Annotated in this window: 14 protein-coding genes; 12 read left to right on the top strand and 2 right to left on the bottom strand. The window is 66.2% G+C overall.

Annotated features, from left to right (window positions below; translation table 11 throughout):
- The first annotated feature begins 3 nt into the window (after window positions 1-3).
- The 3 genes from ACP26O_RS09290 to ACP26O_RS09280 are packed head-to-tail and all read left to right on the top strand — an operon-like array spanning window position 4 to window position 2768.
- On the top strand, window positions 4-891 hold the full coding sequence (locus ACP26O_RS09290) for a peptidoglycan DD-metalloendopeptidase family protein (protein ID WP_175664807.1): 888 nt from the start codon (window positions 4-6) through the stop codon (window positions 889-891).
- Window positions 892-902: 11 nt separating this feature from the next.
- A complete protein-coding gene (rpoS, locus tag ACP26O_RS09285) occupies window positions 903-1988 on the top strand; it encodes an RNA polymerase sigma factor RpoS (protein WP_006755579.1) in 1086 nt (361 codons plus the stop codon).
- A gap of 3 nt (window positions 1989-1991) precedes the next feature.
- Entirely contained in the window at window positions 1992-2768 is a 777-nt protein-coding gene (locus ACP26O_RS09280) for a 3'-5' exonuclease (protein ID WP_006755578.1), read from the top strand.
- Between the two features lie 27 nt (window positions 2769-2795).
- Here ACP26O_RS09280 and ACP26O_RS09275 read toward each other — a convergent pair whose 3' ends face one another.
- Window positions 2796-3650 (bottom strand): endonuclease/exonuclease/phosphatase family protein, encoded by an 855-nt coding sequence (locus ACP26O_RS09275; RefSeq protein ID WP_175664806.1) that lies wholly within the window; start codon window positions 3648-3650, stop codon window positions 2796-2798.
- A gap of 146 nt (window positions 3651-3796) precedes the next feature.
- Between ACP26O_RS09275 and rlmD the strand changes: the two genes are divergently transcribed.
- Entirely contained in the window at window positions 3797-5251 is a 1455-nt protein-coding gene (gene rlmD / locus ACP26O_RS09270) for a 23S rRNA (uracil(1939)-C(5))-methyltransferase RlmD (protein ID WP_341771706.1), read from the top strand.
- 65 nt (window positions 5252-5316) lie between these two features.
- Here rlmD and ACP26O_RS09265 read toward each other — a convergent pair whose 3' ends face one another.
- Window positions 5317-6015 (bottom strand): Bax inhibitor-1/YccA family protein, encoded by a 699-nt coding sequence (locus ACP26O_RS09265; RefSeq protein ID WP_006484459.1) that lies wholly within the window; start codon window positions 6013-6015, stop codon window positions 5317-5319.
- A 249-nt stretch (window positions 6016-6264) separates the two neighbouring features.
- On the opposite strand from ACP26O_RS09265, the gene ndk reads away from it, so the two are divergent.
- The 8 genes from ndk to der all read left to right on the top strand — a co-directional run bounded on the left by ndk (window position 6265) and on the right by der (window position 15324).
- Window positions 6265-6690: a nucleoside-diphosphate kinase gene (gene ndk / locus ACP26O_RS09260; protein WP_006755775.1), complete on the top strand. Its 426-nt coding sequence runs from the start codon at window positions 6265-6267 to the stop codon at window positions 6688-6690.
- A gap of 55 nt (window positions 6691-6745) precedes the next feature.
- Entirely contained in the window at window positions 6746-7885 is a 1140-nt protein-coding gene (gene rlmN / locus ACP26O_RS09255; protein ID WP_011657023.1) for a 23S rRNA (adenine(2503)-C(2))-methyltransferase RlmN, read from the top strand.
- A gap of 176 nt (window positions 7886-8061) precedes the next feature.
- A complete protein-coding gene (locus ACP26O_RS09250; protein WP_175664805.1) occupies window positions 8062-9099 on the top strand; it encodes a helix-turn-helix domain-containing protein in 1038 nt (345 codons plus the stop codon).
- A gap of 106 nt (window positions 9100-9205) precedes the next feature.
- A complete protein-coding gene (gene ispG, locus ACP26O_RS09245) occupies window positions 9206-10510 on the top strand; it encodes a flavodoxin-dependent (E)-4-hydroxy-3-methylbut-2-enyl-diphosphate synthase (RefSeq protein ID WP_012363994.1) in 1305 nt (434 codons plus the stop codon).
- A 16-nt stretch (window positions 10511-10526) separates the two neighbouring features.
- Window positions 10527-11867 (top strand): histidine--tRNA ligase, encoded by a 1341-nt coding sequence (gene hisS, locus ACP26O_RS09240; protein ID WP_006754903.1) that lies wholly within the window; start codon window positions 10527-10529, stop codon window positions 11865-11867.
- Window positions 11868-11923: 56 nt separating this feature from the next.
- On the top strand, window positions 11924-12553 hold the full coding sequence (locus ACP26O_RS09235) for a tetratricopeptide repeat protein (RefSeq protein WP_175664804.1): 630 nt from the start codon (window positions 11924-11926) through the stop codon (window positions 12551-12553).
- 40 nt (window positions 12554-12593) lie between these two features.
- Window positions 12594-13739: an outer membrane protein assembly factor BamB gene (gene bamB / locus ACP26O_RS09230; protein ID WP_011657019.1), complete on the top strand. Its 1146-nt coding sequence runs from the start codon at window positions 12594-12596 to the stop codon at window positions 13737-13739.
- 247 nt (window positions 13740-13986) lie between these two features.
- Window positions 13987-15324, top strand: coding sequence for a ribosome biogenesis GTPase Der (der, locus tag ACP26O_RS09225; protein ID WP_006754898.1), 1338 nt, complete (start codon window positions 13987-13989; stop codon window positions 15322-15324).
- Window positions 15325-15475 lie beyond the last annotated feature (151 nt).

Genomic DNA, 15475 nt, shown 5'->3' with positions numbered 1-15475 from the left:
CCGATGAGTATGTTGCGCGCGATGCAAAACAACCGAACCAGGGAACCGCTCACGTTCGCCCAGCGCGCGATCTGTGTGGCTGCATTCTCCACGCTACTGGCCGCCTGTGCGACGCGCCTCGACAACGCGCCCGTCGTCGACCGCTCCGGAACGCTCGGCACGACAGCTGCCGCGCAGCCGGCGGTGCCGCTCGGCCCGCCGCCGCCCGGCTTCTACCGGGTGAAACCGGGTGACACGCTGTACCGGATCGCACTCGAGAACGGGCAGAACTATCGCGACATCGCCGCGTGGAACAACCTGACCAACCCGAACCAGATCGAAGTCGACCAACTGCTGCGCGTCGCGCCGCCGGGCGGCGCCGCGGTTGCCGGCTCGCAGGTTGCCGCGCCGATCGGCGGCGCTGCCGTCGCGACCGCACCGCTCAGCAGCGGTCCCGCGACGCCGGCCGCGGGCTCGTCGTCGTCCGCGATCACGCCGCCGGCTGCCGCCTCCGCATCGAGCGATACGGCAGCAGCGCCGAGCGGCCCCGTGACGTTTGCATGGCCCGTGCGCGGCCCGCTGCTGAACGGTTTCGACGACGCGAAGAACAAGGGCGTCAATATCGGCGGCACGTCGGGAGAACCCGTGAAGGCGGCGGCCGATGGCCGCGTCGTCTACTCGGGCAATGGCCTGCGTGGCTACGGCAACCTCATTATCATCAAACACGATGCAACTTACCTCACGGCGTATGCACATAATCGCGCTTTGATGGTAAAAGAGGGGGACGCGGTGACGAAGGGGCAGAAGATCGCCGAGATGGGTAACAGCGATGCCGACCGCGTGATGCTGCATTTCGAGGTTCGCCGGCAGGGTAAACCTGTCGATCCGCTGAAGTATTTGCCGCCTCAATAACCGAGACGACCATGCCGAAATCGAAGCGCCACGAGCCGCAAGCCGAGTCTGAGAAGATCAGTCGTGCCACGCAAGCATCGGTGGGGCGAGCTGGCGCTTCGAAGGACGACGAAGACGACGTCGCGGAAAACGAACGTGATATCGAGGCAAGCGACGCCGAAGCGGACGGCGACGGCGAGCGCGAAGGCCGTCCGGAAGCGGCTCCCGACGTCGACGATTTCCGCGCATTGCTGCAGGCCGAGCTCACGGCCGACACGATCCAGCATTACCTGAACCGCATCAGCGTGAAGCCGCTCCTGACCGTCGAGGAGGAGCAGCGCTATTCGCGTCTCGCGAAGGCCGGCGAATTCGAGGCGCGGCAGGTGATGATCGAGCGCAACCTGCGTCTCGTCGTCAGTATCGCGAAGGGTTACCTGAACCGCGGCGTGCCGCTGCTCGACCTGATCGAGGAAGGCAACCTCGGCCTGATGCACGCGATCGAGAAATTCGACCCGACGCGCGGCTTTCGCTTCTCGACCTATGCGACGTGGTGGATCCGCCAGAGCATCGAGCGGGCGATCATGAACCAGGCGCGCACCGTGCGCCTGCCCGTGCACGTGATCCGCGAGCTGAACCAGGTGCTGCGCGCGAAGCGCCACCTCGAAAAGAATTCGATGTCGACGGGCGAGGCGGCCGAGCGCCGCGAAGCCAGCATCGACGACATCGCCTATCTCACCGGCAAGACCGCCGAGGAAGTCACCGACATCCTCGCGCTCAACGAGCACACCGCATCGCTCGACGCACCGCTCGATCTCGATCCCGCGAGCAGCCTGCTCGACCTGCTGCCCGACGACCAGAGCCAGTCGCCCGACGCCGAGGTGCAGCACCGCGAGCTCGAGACGCTCACGCGCGCGTGGCTGTCACGGCTGTCCGACAAGCACCGCCACGTGATCGAGCGGCGCTTCGGCCTGAACCACATCGAACCGGCCACGCTCGAGGAGCTGGCGGACGAGATGGGGCTCACGCGCGAGCGCGTGCGGCAGATCCAGCAGGAAGCGCTGGTGCGCCTCAAGCGGTTCTTTGCCTCCAACGGCGTGCGCAAGGACGCCGTTCTGTAACTGATGACTCCGATTCTCGTTTTTGACATCGAGACCATTCCCGATGTCGACGGCATTCGCCGTCTGGAAGATCTGCCCGCGACGCTCGACGATGCCGCGGTGGCCGAACACGCGTTCGCCGCGCGCCGCGAGAAGACCGGCGGCGATTTCCTGCCGCATCACCTGCAGCGCATCGCGGCGATTTCCTGCGTGTTCCGCGACAACAACGGTTTCCGTGTGCGCTCGCTGGGCACGCCCCAGGACAACGAGGCGACGCTGATCCAGTCGTTCTACCGCGTGATCGAGAAATACACGCCGCAGCTCGTGTCGTGGAACGGCGGCGGCTTCGACCTGCCGGTGCTCCATTACCGTGCGCTCGTGCACGGGATTCCCGCGACGCGCTACTGGGATCTGGGCGAGGACGACCGCGAATTCAAGTGGAACAACTACATCGCGCGCTATCATTCGCGGCATACCGATCTGATGGACGTGCTCGCGATGTATCAGGCGCGCGCGAACGCGCCGCTCGACGCGCTCGCGAAGCTGTGCGGCTTTCCGGGCAAGCTGGGGATGGACGGCAGCCAGGTATGGCCTGCGTTCCAGGACGGGCGGATCGAGGAAATCCGCAACTACTGCGAAACCGACGTCGTCAACACCTACCTGCTGTATTGCCGGTTCCAGCTGATGCGCGGCGGCCTCACGCCGAGCGAATATGCGGACGAGATCCTGCTCGTGAAGAATTCGCTGGCGCAGGAGCCCGCGTCGCATTGGGCCGAATACCTGGCCGGCTTCGACGCGTGACGCGGGCGGCCCGCGTCGCGGCCGCGATCAATCGAGTTCGAGCACGACCGGCTGGTGATCCGACGCGCGCACGTCGCCGTCGATCTCGCAGCGCGTGACGCGCGGCAGCAGCGTATCGGTCACGAACACGAAATCGCACGCGAGCGGCCCGTCCGACCATTGCGCGGTGTCGTAGACGCCGGCGGTCGGCGGCGGCGTATGGCCCGCGTGCCGGGCAACCCACGCATCGACGAACGACGGCGCGTCCGCGATCGGCTCCAGCAGGCGCCGGTATGCATCGCTGTCGAACGCGCTGTTGAAATCGCCGCAGATGATCGCGTCGCGCGCCTGGCCGGTCGCGGTGAACGGTCCCGTGGCGTTCTCCGCCGGGGCGGGATGGTCGGCGTGGGCGCACGCTTCGCGGTGCCGGGCGCGCATCGCATCCACCTGTGCGAGCCGCTGGCGCGCAGAATAGAATTCGAGGTGCGTCGTGATGATACGCAGCGCGCCGGACGACGTCGTCAGCTCGACCTCCAGCGCGACGCGCGGCATCGACGGCCCGCTGGCGTCGGCCGGCCACGGCAGCAACTGGCGCAGCACGCGTCCGACCGGCAGCCGGGTCGCGATCGCATTGCCGAACTGCCGGCGCGCCGCGTCGGGTTCGAGCGGCGGCAGGTCGGCGCCGATCGCCTCGAAGATCGTATAGCCGGGCAGCAACGCCGCCAGTTCGGTGAACTGATCAGGGCCCGGCTGGCCGGGCAGCGCGCCGAAGCCGCGCGTGACTTCCTGCATGCACAGCACGTCGAAGTCGCCGAGGCGGCGGGCGGCGGCGATGGTGCGCGCGAGGTCGACGACGCCGTCCGCGTCCCGACCCCATTGAACGTTCCAGTCGATCAGTCGCATGGTCGATTCTCCTGCGAGCAGAGAGCCACCTGCGAGCAGAACTTGTGCCGCCGGTGGGTCGGCAAGACACCGCACCTGCGGGCCTGTGTGCACTACGCGGCGCCGTGGATGCATCCGGATCCACACGAGCGCGATGAAAGCGGGCGATGCGGGCTGTCGTCGTCTACAATCTCGCCTTCTTCAACGTTTGTCAGGAAAAGCTGGTGTCCGAAGCCGTCCCCACTTCTGCGCGCAAATCGAAAAATGCGCCCGTCGCGCCCGGGCCTGCCCCGGTTCTCGAGATCGAATCGCTCGACATGGAAGCGCGCGGTGTCGGCCGCACGGTGACCGAGGACGGCACGCCGGGCAAGGTCATCTTCGTCGAAGGCGCGCTGCCTGGCGAGCGTGTGACCTATTCGAGCTACCGTCGCAAGCCGAGCTACGAGCAGGCGACCGTGGTCGACATCCTGCGCCCGAGCGTGCTGCGCACGCAGCCGAAATGCGCGTTCTTCGGCACCTGCGGCGGCTGCTCGATGCAGCATCTCGACATGCGCGCGCAAGTGGCGATCAAGCAGCGCGTGCTCGAGGACAACCTGTGGCACCTGGCGAAGCTGCGCGCCGAGACGGTGTTCGCGCCGATCCATGGCCCGTCGTGGGGCTACCGCTACCGTGCGCGCCTGACCGTGCGCAACGTCGCGAAGAAGGGCGGCGTGCTGGTCGGCTTCCACGAAAAGAAGAGCAGCTATGTTGCCGACATGACGAGCTGCGAAGTGCTGCCGCCGCACGTGTCGGCAATGCTGGTGCCGCTGCGCCGGCTGGTCGAGGGGCTGTCGATTCGCGACCGGATGCCGCAGATCGAGCTCGCGGTCGGTTCGCAAGTCACGGCGCTGGTGCTGCGCGTGCTGGAGCCGATCAATGCGGACGACGAAGCGCTGCTGCGCGCGTTCGCGGACGAGCACAAGGTGCAGTTCTGGCTGCAGCCGAAGGGCCCGGACACGGTGACGCCGTTCTATCCGCTCGACGTGCCGCTCGACTACACGCTGCCGGAGTTCGGCATCCGCATGCCGTTCAAGCCGACCGACTTCACGCAGGTCAACCATCAGATCAACCGCGTGCTGGTGGGCCGCGCGCTGCGCCTGCTCGCGCCGTCGCGCGACGATCGCGTGCTCGACCTGTTCTGCGGGATCGGCAACTTCACGCTGCCGCTCGCGCGACTGTCGCGCGAGGTGATGGGCATCGAAGGCAGCGACACGCTGACGACGCGCGCGCTGGCGAATGCGCGCGAAAACGGCGTCGATGGGCACACGACGTTCGCGTGCCGGAACCTGTTCGAAGTGACGGGCGACGACCTCCGTGCGCTCGGCGCGTTCGACAAGTTCCTGATCGACCCGCCGCGCGAAGGCGCGCTCGCGGTGTCGAAGGCGCTGGCCGAAATCGCGCAGAGCGGCGAAGGCCCGCTGCCGAAGCGGATCGTCTACGTGTCGTGCAACCCGTCGACGCTCGCGCGCGACGCGGGCCTCCTTGTGCACGAGGCGGGTTACCGCCTGAAGGGCGCCGGGGTCGTGAACATGTTCCCGAATACGTCGCACGTCGAATCGATCGCGCTGTTCGAGCGCGACTGAGCGGGCGGGCGTCGGACGTAAAAAAACCGGCCCGCGGGCCGGTTTTTCATGGGGTGGTGCGAACGTCAGTTGCGGTTGCCGCCGAAGATGCCGAGCAGCGCGAGCAGGTTCGTGAACACGTTGTACAGGTCGAGGTAGATCGCGAGCGTGGCCGAGATGTAGTTCGTCTCGCCGCCGTTCACGACGCGCTGGACGTCGAACAGCATGTAGGCCGAGAAGATCGCGATCGCGAGCACCGAGACGGTGAGCATCAGCGCCGGCAGCTGCAGGAAGATGTTCGCGACCGACGCCAGCAGGATCACGATCACGCCCATGAACAGCCACTTGCCGAGCCCGGAGAAGTCGCGCTTGCTGACGGTGGCGATCGTCGCCATCGTGGCGAAGATGATGCCGGTGCCGCCGAACGCGAGCATGATCAGCGACGGGCCGTTCGAGAAGCCGAGGATGAAGCTGAGCAGCCGCGACAGCATCAGGCCCATGAAGAACGTGAAGCCGAGCAGCACGAACACGCCGGCCGCGCTGTTTTTGGTCCGCTCGATCGCGAACATGAAGCCGAACGCGATCGCGAAGAACGCGAGCAGGCTCATCATCGGGCTCGTGGCCGCGAACAGCGAGAAGCCCGTCGCGACGCCGACCCAGGCGCCCAGCACGGTCGGCACCATCGACAGCGCGAGCAGCCAGTACGTGTTCCGCAGCACGCGGTTGCGAACTTCGGCGGTGCTGACGGAACCGCCGCGGCCGAAATTGTACGGATAGTCGTTCATGGTTTCTCCTAACATTGAACGCGTGGGCGTCCGGGGCCGGTTCGGCGCGCGCGATGTGCGGCGCAGCAAACCGGGGCAGCTATGGCTAAGATACGTTCCGCGCCGCCAGGTTTCAATGCGGGCGGCGCAAAAAACATATGGATTCGAAACCTTTCATTCGTGTAAGGGTTCAATCGCAATGATACACGGGATCGTGCTACAATAGCGGATTCATTTGAACCTGTAACTTCTTAATTTTTTGGAGTTTTTATGGCAATCGAGCGCACCCTGTCGATCATCAAGCCGGATGCGGTGGCAAAGAACGTGATCGGTCAGATCTACAGCCGTTTCGAAGGCGCCGGCCTGAAGATCGTCGCATCGCGCATGGCTCACCTGTCGCGTGGCGACGCAGAGAAGTTCTATGCGGTTCACGCAGCACGTCCGTTCTTCAAGGACCTCGTCGATTTCATGATCTCGGGCCCGGTGATGATCCAGGTTCTGGAAGGTGAAGGCGCGATCCTGAAGAACCGCGACCTGATGGGTGCGACGGATCCGAAGAAGGCGGAAAAGGGCACGATCCGCGCCGACTTCGCCGACAGCATCGACGCGAACGCCGTGCACGGCTCGGACGCTGCCGAAACGGCCGCGGTCGAAATCGCGTTCTTCTTCCCGGAAATGAACGTCTACTCGCGCTAAGCCCTGGCTGGCAACAAGTAGGCAGGATTCAGCGCAAGCGGCAAGGCAGCACATCATGACGAGCGAAACTTCCGTCAATCTTCTCGACTTCGATGCCGAGGGTCTTGTCGCGTACTGCGGCAGCCTTGGCGAGAAGCCGTTCCGCGCCAAGCAGTTGCAGCGCTGGATCCACCAGTACAACGCCGGCGATTTCGACGGCATGACCGATCTCGCGAAGTCCCTGAGAGAAAAGCTCAAGGGCCGTGCGTCGATCGTGATGCCCGAGATCGCCAGCGATCACGTTTCCACCGACGGCACGCGCAAGTGGCTGATCGACGTCGGAAACGGCAATGCGGTCGAAACCGTGTTCATCCCGGAAGAGACGCGCGGCACGCTGTGCGTGTCGTCGCAGGCCGGGTGCGCGGTCAACTGCCGCTTCTGCTCGACGGGCAAGCAGGGCTTCTCCCGCAACCTGTCGACAGCCGAAATCATCGGTCAGCTCCGGATGGCCGAATTTGCACTGCGTGCGTCGCTCGGTCGCGCGCCCGGTCCGAACGGCAAGGCCGAACGGGTCGTCACCAACGTGGTGATGATGGGCATGGGCGAGCCGCTGCTGAACTACAACGCGGTCGTGCCCGCGATGCGGCTGATGCTCGACGACAACGCGTACGGCCTGTCGCGCCGCCGCGTCACGCTGTCGACGTCCGGCGTGGTGCCGATGATGGACCGCCTCGGCGCCGAATTGCCGGTCGCGCTCGCCGTTTCGCTGCACGCGCCGAACGATGCGCTGCGCGACGAGCTGGTGCCGCTCAACAAGAAGCATCCGCTTCGCGAGCTCATGGCCGCGTGCCAGCGCTATCTGAAAGTCGCGCCGCGCGACTTCATTACATTCGAATACTGCATGCTCGACGGCGTCAACGACACCGAAGCGCATGCGCGCGAACTGCTGGCCGTCACGCGTGACGTTCCGTGCAAGTTCAATCTGATCCCGTTCAATCCGTTTCCGGAATCGGGCCTCATCCGCTCGAAGCCGGAGCAGATCAAGCGCTTTGCACAGGTCCTTATCGACGCGGGTGTCGTCACGACCGTGCGCAAGACGCGCGGCGACGACATCGACGCCGCGTGCGGCCAGCTGGCCGGCGCCGTGAAGGATCGCACGCGCCTGGCGGAGCGAACGGGCGCAGCAGCAAAAATCATCGAAGTTCGGGCAATTTGACGGGGCGCCAGGTCGGGGCGGCCTGGCCCGGATGCCCGAGCCTCTTGGCGGTACAACACGCGAATAGCGATCGGTCGCGGCGCCCCGGCGCCGCGCATGATATGGACAGTTGCGGGTGCCGGCCGGCGCAAGCCGGCGGCGCTCGCCAGTGAAGAAGAATCGACGCGAGGACAAGGATGAGTGAGCCGCAGCCGACAAACGGCGCAGAGACGGATGCCGCGAAGCCGGCACCGGCGGGGTTGGAAACGCTGACGGCCGTCGGCAGCCGGCTGGCGCATCTCCGGGAGGCGAAGGGCTGGACGGTCGACGACGTGTCGGCGCGGCTCAAGGTCGCCCCGCAGAAGCTGCGTGCGCTCGAGGCAGGCGACATCAGCCATCTGCCAGGCGTGACGTTCGCGCTCGGCGTCGTGCGCAGCTACGCGAAGATGCTCGGCGTCGATCCGGAGCCGTTTGCGCAGGCGTTGCGCCGCGAGCGCGGCGTGCCGGAAGTCGATCTGTCGATGCCCGCGTCATCGGGCACGGATCTGCCGCGCGGCCGCGTGTCGATTCCGCTCGGCGGCTCGTCGCGTCACCATCCGTGGCTGTGGGGGACGGCGATCGTCGTCGTCGCGGTGGTCGCGGTGCTCATGTGGCACACTGGCGGCGATTCGTCGAGCTGGCTCGCGCGTTTCAAGGGCGGCGACACCGACCATGCGTCGGCGGCCAGCGCGCCGGCGGCGTCTTCGGTCGAAGAAGCGGCCGCGGGCGGCGCGTCGGCGGCAGCCGGCAGCGATGCGCCGGCGCAGGTGGCGGCATCCGCCGTGGCGCCGCAGGTCGTTGCATCGGCTGCACCGGCTGCACCGGCTGCACCGGCTGCACCGGCGCCGGCCCCAGCGGTCGCGGCGCCTGCGTCGCAACCGGTGGTGACGGCCGCGGCGAGCGGTGCGGCCGTGCCGGCCCAGCCCGCGAGCGTCGTGGTGGCGGCAGGCCAGTCGATGATCGAACTGAAGGTCAAGCAGGATTGCTGGTTCAGCGTGCGCGACAAGAACGGCAAGGAGCTGTTCTCGGCGCTGGTGCGGGCCGGCGAGACGAAGCAGGTCGCCGGCGACGGGCCGTTCAAGGTCACGATCGGCAACAAGGCAGGCATGGACGCGGTCGCGTTCGACGGAAAACCTGTCGATCCGGCAAAATATTCGGCAGCGCGGGGTAACGTGGCGCGGTTCACGTTGCCCTGATGTCAAGCGCCGTGGCGCGGGCCTGTCCAGCACAGGCCGCGAGGGCACGGCGCTTTTTCAATTCATGCGCCGCTTCGCGGCGCATTCCGCGTAAATGGATCTATCGATGCAATCCGAAGCTCAATCCCCACGCAGCAGTCAGATTTGTTCAACCGAGCCGGTGTTCGGCGGGCATCAGCCGCGTCGCGTGTCGCATGCGGTGGATGTTCGTTGGGGCGGGCAGCTCGTGACGATCGGCGGCGATGCGCCGGTGCGCGTCCAGTCGATGACGAATACCGACACGGCCGATGCGATCGGCACGGCGATCCAGATCAAGGAACTCGCGAACGCGGGCTCCGAACTGGTCCGCATCACCGTCAACACGCCGGAGGCCGCGGCCGCCGTGCCGGCGATCCGCGAGCAGCTCGACCGGATGGGCGTGACCGTGCCGCTCGTCGGCGATTTTCACTACAACGGCCACCTGCTGCTGCGCGACTACCCGGGCTGCGCGGAGGCGCTGTCGAAGTACCGGATCAATCCCGGCAACGTCGGCCAGGGTGCGAAGCGCGACACGCAGTTCGCGCTGATGATCGAAGCCGCGGCCAAGTACGACAAGGCGGTGCGGATCGGCGTGAACTGGGGCAGCCTCGACCAGGACCTGCTCGCGCGCATGATGGACGAGAACGGCGCGCGTGCGCAGCCGTGGGGCGCGCAAAGCGTGATGTACGAGGCGCTGATCCAGTCGGCGATCGGCTCGGCCGAGCGTGCGGTCGAACTGGGTCTCGGCCGTGATCGCATCGTGCTGTCGTGCAAGGTCAGCGGCGTGCAGGACCTGATCGCCGTGTACCGCGAACTCGGCCGCCGCTGCGGCTTCGCGCTGCACCTCGGTCTGACCGAGGCCGGCATGGGCTCGAAGGGCATCGTCGCGTCGACGGCCGCGCTCGGCGTGCTGCTGCAGGAAGGGATTGGCGACACGATCCGCATCTCGCTGACGCCGGAGCCGGGCGCGCCGCGCACGGGCGAGGTGATCGTCGGCCAGGAAATCCTGCAGACGATGGGCCTGCGCTCGTTCGCGCCGATGGTGATCGCGTGCCCGGGCTGCGGCCGCACGACGAGCACGCTGTTCCAGGAGCTCGCGATGCAGATCCAGACCTACCTGCGCGAGCAGATGCCCGTATGGCGCAAGGAATATCCGGGTGTCGAGAAGATGAACGTCGCGGTGATGGGCTGCATCGTCAACGGCCCGGGCGAATCGAAGCACGCGAACATCGGCATCAGCCTGCCGGGTTCGGGCGAGAACCCGGCCGCGCCCGTCTTCATCGACGGCGAGAAGGTCAAGACGCTGCGCGGCGAGCGGATCGCCGAGGAATTCCAGCAGATCGTCAGCGACTACGTCGCACGCAACTACGGCCGCACCGAGGCCCTGAATTAATTCGTCCACACACACGATGACTGAACAGAAACGCAAGATCGAGAAGCTCACCGGCGTCAAAGGCATGAACGACATCCTTCCGCAGGATGCCGGCCTGTGGGAATTCTTCGAAGCCACCGTGAAATCGTTGCTGCGCGCGTACGGCTATCAGAACATCCGCACGCCGATCGTCGAACACACGCAGCTCTTCACGCGCGGCATCGGCGAAGTCACGGACATCGTCGAGAAGGAAATGTACAGCTTCACCGACGCGCTGAACGGCGAGAACCTGACGATGCGCCCGGAGAACACCGCGGCCGTCGTGCGCGCGTCGATCGAGCACAACATGCTGTACGACGGCCCGAAGCGCCTGTGGTACATCGGCCCGATGTTCCGTCACGAGCGTCCGCAGCGCGGCCGCTACCGCCAGTTCCACCAGGTCGGCGTCGAGGCGCTCGGCTTCGCGGGCCCGGATGCGGACGCCGAGATCATCATGATGTGCCAGCGCCTGTGGGACGACCTCGGGCTGACCGGCATCAAGCTCGAGATCAACTCGCTCGGCCTCGCGGAAGAGCGGGCCGCGCACCGTGTCGAACTGATCAAGTACCTCGAGCAGTTCGCCGACGTGCTGGACGAGGACGCGAAGCGCCGCCTGTATACGAACCCGCTGCGCGTGCTCGACACGAAGAATCCCGCGCTGCAGGAAATCGCGCAGAACGCGCCGAAGCTGATCGACTTCCTCGGCGACGAATCGCGTGCGCACTTCGAAGGGCTGCAGCGCCTGCTGCTCGCGAACAACATTCCGTTCAAGATCAACCCACGTCTCGTGCGTGGCCTCGACTACTACAACCTGACCGTGTTCGAGTGGGTGACCGACAAGCTCGGCGCACAGGGCACCGTCGCGGCCGGCGGCCGCTACGATCCGCTGATCGAGCAGCTCGGCGGCAAGCCGACCGCCGCATGCGGCTGGGCGATGGGCATCGAGCGCATTCTCGAATTGCTGAAGGAAGAGGATCTCGCGCCCGAGCAGGAAGGTGTCGACGTGTACGTGGTGCACCAGGGCGAGACGGCGCGCGAACAGGCGTTCATCGCGGCCGAGCGTCTGCGCGACACGGGCCTCGACGTGATTTTCCACTGCAGCGCCGACGGCGCGCCGGCAAGCTTCAAGTCGCAGATGAAGCGGGCCGATGCAAGCGGTGCCGCGTTCGCGGTGATCTTCGGCGAAGAAGAGGTCGCGAACGGCACGGTGGGCGTGAAAGCGCTGCGCGGTGCGGGCGAGGAAGGGGAAAAGAACGTTCAGCAGACCGTACCGGTCGAAAGCTTGACCGAATTCCTAATCAATGCGATGGTTGCATCCGCCGAAGACGGCGACGACTGATCGCGCTCGCATTCGCTCGACAAGAAAAAGCCTGAACAGGAAGGAATCGCTCGCCGATGAGTTATCACGACGAACAAGAATCGATTGAAAGTGTCAAGGCGTGGTGGGCCCGCTGGGGCAACCTCACCACGTGGATCGTGCTCGCGGCGCTGGTTGTCGCGGCCGGTTTCAACGGCTGGAATTACTGGCAGCGCCGTCAGGCCGCCGAGGCTTCCGGGTTGTACGAGCAGGTCCAGAAGGCCGCCGCCGCGAACGACAAGGCGACGATGGCCCGCGCGGCCGCCGACATGGAAGACAAGTTCGCCCGCACGCCGTACGCGCAGATGACGGCCCTGTCGGCCGCGAAGACGCTCTACGCGGCAGGCGACGCCGCCGGCGCGAAGGCCCAGCTGCAATGGGCCGTCGAGCACGCCAGGGATGACGAGTACAAGCAGATCGCGAAGCTGCGTCTCGCGTCGCTGCTGCTCGACGAGAAGGCGTACGATGCGGGCCTCGCGCTGCTGTCCGGCACGCCGGTCGATGCATTCAAGGGCGTCGTGGCGGATCGCCGCGGCGATCTGCTGGCCGCGCAAGGCAAGACCGACGACGCGCGCGCTGCGTACAAGCTCGCGCTCGACGGCCTGCCGCAGGACGACCAGTCCGCGCGCCAGCTCGTGCAGTTCAAGCTCGACGCGCTCGGCGGCTGATTCCGGCCCCCTCAACCTCTTAACTCTGCTTCGCTAACCGATGAATTTGCTGAAACGTTACGCTGTGCCCGTAGCCTGCGCGGCGGCTGTCCTGGCATTGGCGGCCTGCTCGTCGTCGAAGGACGCGCGCCGCGTGCCGACGCCGCTCACCGAGTTCAAGCCCGTCATGGACGTGCAACAGGTCTGGAAGGCGAGCGTCGGCAAGGGCGGGCGCTACCTGTTCACGCCGGTGGCCGTGGGCGACGCCGTCTATGCCGCGGGCGAGAACGGTTCGGTCGAGAAGATCGACGCGAAGACGGGCCAGACGCTGTGGCGCTCGAAGGTCGGTTCGGACCTGTCGGCCGGTGTCGGCAGCGACGGCAACCTGACCGCGGTCGGCGCGCTCAAGGGCGGCGTGTTTGTCCTCGGCCCCGACGGCAAGCTGCTGTGGAAGACGAGCGTGCAGGGCGAGATCTTCTCGCCGCCGCTGGTCGGCAACGGCCTCGTGATCGTGCGCACGATCGACGGCCAGGTGATCGCGTTCAACGCGCAGACGGGCGAGCAGAAGTGGAACTACCGCAACCGCGCGGTGCCGCTGAACCTGCGCGTGTCGGCCGGCATGACGTTCGCGGGCGATGCTGCCGTGCTGGCGGGCTTCCCCGGCGGCGGTCTGGTTGCGATCAACCTGCAGACGGGTGAGCCGTTCTGGCAGACGCCGGTGTCGTTCCCGAAGGGTGTGACCGAAGTGGAGCGCATCAACGACGTCAGCGGTCCGCCGACGCTCGTCGGTGCCGAAGCGTGCGCGGTCACGTTCCAGGGGCAGATCGGCTGCTTCGACGCGAACTCGGGCCGTCCGCTGTGGGAAAAGGCGTTCTCGAGCCGCAGCGGCCTTGCGCAGGACGATTCGGTCGTCGCCGGCGGCGACGACTGGTCGGTCGTGACGGCTTACGACTCGGCGAGCGGCAACCAGCTCTGGCGCAACGACAAGCTGAAGAGCCGCGACGTCGGCGTGCCTTACCTGCTTGGCCATGCGGTCGTGATGGGCGACTACAAGGGCTTCGTGCACTTCCTGTCGCGCGAGGACGGCAGCTTCATCGCGCGGATGAAGACGGACGGCAGCGCGATTACCGCGGCGCCGGTCCTGGCGGGCAATACGCTCGTCGTGCAGACGAAGGACGGCGGCCTGTACGGGTTCCGTCCGCGCTGACGCGCACGCAACAGGCGCGATCGCGGCGCGGCGGGCTCGTCCCGCGCGCCGCGGTCGTGCGACACGAAGGCGGCCGGTGTTCCCGGCCGCTCGGTATTTGAAAGGCAGTTCGAAACGAAAGACCACGGCGTGCAACGCGCGCCCGGCGCGCGCATCCGGCGCGGCGCGAATTCGTGATATTTTCATTCAGCGCAGCCGCCCGCAGCAGCGGGCCTCCCGCTGCTGCGCATCACCGTAGAAAACACAGATGAAACCGGTCATTGCCCTTGTTGGGCGCCCCAATGTGGGGAAATCCACGCTGTTCAACCGGCTCACGCGCTCGCGTGATGCGCTGGTCGCCGATTTGCCCGGCCTCACGCGCGATCGCCATTACGGCGAAGGGCGGGTCGGCGAACGGCCGTACCTGGTCGTCGATACCGGCGGCTTCGAACCCGTCGCGAAGGACGGCATCCTGCACCAGATGGCGCGCCAGACGCGGCAGGCCGTCGAGGAAGCCGACGTCGTCGTGTTCATCGTCGACGGCCGTAACGGGCTCGCGCCGCAGGACAAGTCGATCGCCGACTACCTGCGCAAGACCGGCCGGCCGATCTTCCTGGTCGTCAACAAGGCCGAGGGGATGAAGTACACGGCGGTCGCGACGGACTTCTACGAGCTCGGCCTCGGCGATCCGCGCGCGATCTCGGCCGCGCACGGCGACGGCGTGACCGACATGATCAACGAGGCGCTGGAAGTCGCGTACGCGGGCCAGCCCGAGGAAGCGGACGAAGACGATCCGTCGCGCGGCATCAAGATCGCGATCGTGGGCCGCCCGAACGTCGGCAAGTCGACGCTCGTGAACGCGCTGATCGGCGAGGACCGCGTGATCGCGTTCGACATGCCGGGCACGACGCGCGATTCGATCTACGTCGACTTCGAGCGTAACGGCAAGAAATACACGCTGATCGACACGGCAGGCCTGCGGCGCCGCGGCAAGGTGTTCGAGGCGATCGAGAAATTCTCGGTCGTGAAGACGCTGCAATCGATCTCCGACGCGAACGTCGTCATTCTTCTGCTGGATGCGCAGCAGGACATTTCCGACCAGGACGCGCACATCGCCGGCTTCGTCGTCGAACAGGGCCGCGCGCTCGTGATCGGCGTCAACAAGTGGGACGGTCTCGACGACCACGCGCGCGATCGCGCGAAAGCGGATTTGACCCGCAAGCTGAAATTCCTCGACTTCGCGAAATCGCACTACATTTCGGCCGCGAAGAAGACGGGCATTGGCGCGCTGATGCGCTCGGTCGACGACGCGTACGCGGCGGCCATGGCGAAACTGCCGACGCCGAAGCTCACGCGCGCGCTGATCGAGGCCGTCGAGTTCCAGCAGCCGCGCCGCCGTGGCCCGGTGCGTCCGAAGCTGCGCTACGCGCACCAGGGCGGACAGAATCCGCCGCTGATCGTGATCCACGGCAACGCGCTCGACGCGGTGACCGAAACGTACAAGCGCTACCTCGAAAACCGATTCCGCGAAACTTTCTCCCTGACCGGGACTCCATTGCGCATAGAGTTCCGTTCGTCGAACAATCCGTACGCGGACAAGGGCTGAACATGCCTGCCACGCACGTCCCGCAAGGGCCAGGCCGCATGGCCTGCTGCCGGGCGGGGCAGGCAAAATCAGCTATAGTGTAGCGATTGGCGCCGGATCTCTTTTTCTTCGGCGCCAAATTCAGATCAACCTGCAAAAAAAGATGGAGTAC

The sequence above is a fragment of the Burkholderia sp. R-40 genome (assembly GCF_049942845.1).
GTDB classification, from domain to species: domain Bacteria; phylum Pseudomonadota; class Gammaproteobacteria; order Burkholderiales; family Burkholderiaceae; genus Burkholderia; species Burkholderia ambifaria.
The sequence above is the reverse complement of the archived record's forward strand: the minus strand, read 5'-3'. Positions and strand labels throughout refer to the sequence as shown.